At 73.1% G+C, this 1,888-nt stretch carries 2 protein-coding genes and 1 pseudogene; all 3 read right to left on the bottom strand.

The annotated features are described in order from the left end of the window. On the bottom strand, positions 1-530 hold a 530-nt coding region (locus tag VR44_RS00015; protein ID WP_045945249.1), incomplete at its 3' end, for a NuoI/complex I 23 kDa subunit family protein. Then, positions 530-1,498: an NADH-quinone oxidoreductase subunit NuoH gene (gene nuoH / locus VR44_RS00010; protein WP_045945248.1), complete on the bottom strand. Its 969-nt coding sequence runs from the start codon at positions 1,496-1,498 to the stop codon at positions 530-532. The genes nuoH and VR44_RS00015, both read right to left, overlap by 1 nt. After that, positions 1,495-1,888: pseudogene (locus tag VR44_RS00005) on the bottom strand (NADH-quinone oxidoreductase subunit C); the annotation flags it as partial. The pseudogene VR44_RS00005 and the gene nuoH, both read right to left, overlap by 4 nt.

The following is a 1,888-nucleotide window of genomic DNA, read 5'->3' as shown; positions in this document are numbered from 1 at the left end:
GCGGCGGCGGCCGCTTCGGCCTTCTCGGCGGCCTTGCGTGCGGCGGCGATCTCCTTCGGCTCCTCGGCGCCGGGGTCCAGCGCGGGCGGGGCCGGGACCGTCCACATCCACTCGCGCAGTTTGTCGCGCTCGTGGGTGAGGTCGTGGATGTCGGTCTCCGCGTACTCGAACTCCGGCGACCAGAAGAGGGCGTCGAAGGGGCACACCTCGATGCAGATACCGCAGTACATGCAGAGGGAGAAGTCGATGGCGAAGCGGTCGAGGACGTTGCGGCTGCGCTCGCGGCCGCCGGGGGTGGCGGCGGGCACCGTCTCCTTGTGGGAGTCGATGTAGATGCACCAGTCGGGGCACTCGCGGGCGCACAGCATGCAGACCGTGCAGTTCTCCTCGAACAGGCCGATGACCCCGCGGCTGCGGGGCGGGAGCTCGGGCTGCACCTCGGGGTACTGGGCGGTGTGCGCGCGCTTGGTCATCGTGCGCAGGGTGACGGCCAGGCCCTTGGCGAGGCCGGATCCGGGGATCGGGGGCATTACTGGATCGCCACCTTCACGATGCCGGTGAGCGCGATCTGGGCGAGCGCGAGCGGGATGAGTACGGTCCAGGCGAGCTTCTGGAGCTGGTCCTCGCGCAGGCGCGGGTAGCTCACGCGCAGCCAGATGACCACGAAGGCCAGGACCGCGGTCTTGAGGAGGGTCCACACCCAGCCGAGGCCGTCGCCGCCGAAGGGGCCGTGCCAGCCGCCGAGGAAGAGGACGGTGGTCAGGGCGCACAGGACGACGATGCCGGCGTACTCGGCGAGCAGGAACAGTGCGAAGCGCAGGCCGGTGTACTCGGTGTACGCGCCGAAGATGATCTCGGAGTCGGCGACGGGCATGTCGAACGGGGGCCGCTGGAGCTCGGCGAGGCCGGCGGTGAAGAAGACGAGCGCGCCGATGATCTGCCAGGGCAGCCACCACCACTCGAAGGCGTTCACGATGCCGGGCAGCGACACCGTTCCGGCGGCCATGGCCACGGAGGCGGCGGCGAGCAGCATCGGCAGCTCGTAGGCGAGCAGCTGGGCGGCGGTGCGGAGGCCTCCGAGGAGGGAGAACTTGTTGGCGGAGGCCCAGCCGCCCATCAGGCTGCCGAGCACGCCGACGCCCATGACGGCGAGGGCGTAGAAGAGGCCGGCGTCGATGATCTGGCCGACGGCGCTCTCGCTGGGGCCGATGGGGATGGCGATGAGGACGAGGAGGTACGGCAGCAGCGCTACGGCGGGGGCGAGCTGGAAGATCCGCCGGTCGGCGTTGGCCGGGACGATGTCCTCCTTCTGCGCGAACTTCACGCCGTCGGCGACGAGCTGGGCCCAGCCGTGGAAGCCGCCGGCGTACATGGGGCCGAGGCGGCCCTGCATGTGCGCCATCACCTTGTGCTCGGTCTGCCCGATGACGAGCGGGAGCACGAGGAAGACGGCGAAGACGACGATCAGTCGCAGGGCGACGTCGAGGACGTCGTTCACGCGTCGCCTCCGGTGGTGTCGTGGTCGGTGCCGGGACCGGCTTCGGGCCGGGCTTCGGGCGTGGCTTCGGGCTGCGGGCGGGGCTCCGCCTCGGGCGCGGGGCCGGGCTCGGGCTCGTCGAAGGCGGGCTTCGGGTTGTGCCAGGGCGCGTCCGGGCTGCGCGGGGCCGGGCGCCTGGGAGCCTCCGGCTCCGGCGCGGGGGCCTGGCTGACGGACCCGTCCGAGGCGGACCGGTTACGCCGCGCGGGGCGCGGGGCCTCGGACTCCGGGGCCGCCGTGTCCGGCCCGGCCTCCGCGGGCGGGGCGGCCTGGCTCGCCGAGCCGTCGGCCGCCGAGCGCGTACGGCGCGCCGGGCGCGGGGCCCCGCTCGCCGGTTCGGCCGGTTCGGCC

The organism is Streptomyces katrae (assembly GCF_000966975.1).
Classification (GTDB): Bacteria; Actinomycetota; Actinomycetes; order Streptomycetales; family Streptomycetaceae; genus Streptomyces; species Streptomyces katrae.
Note: the sequence above shows the minus strand (reverse complement) of the source record. Positions and strands in the feature narration are given on the sequence as shown.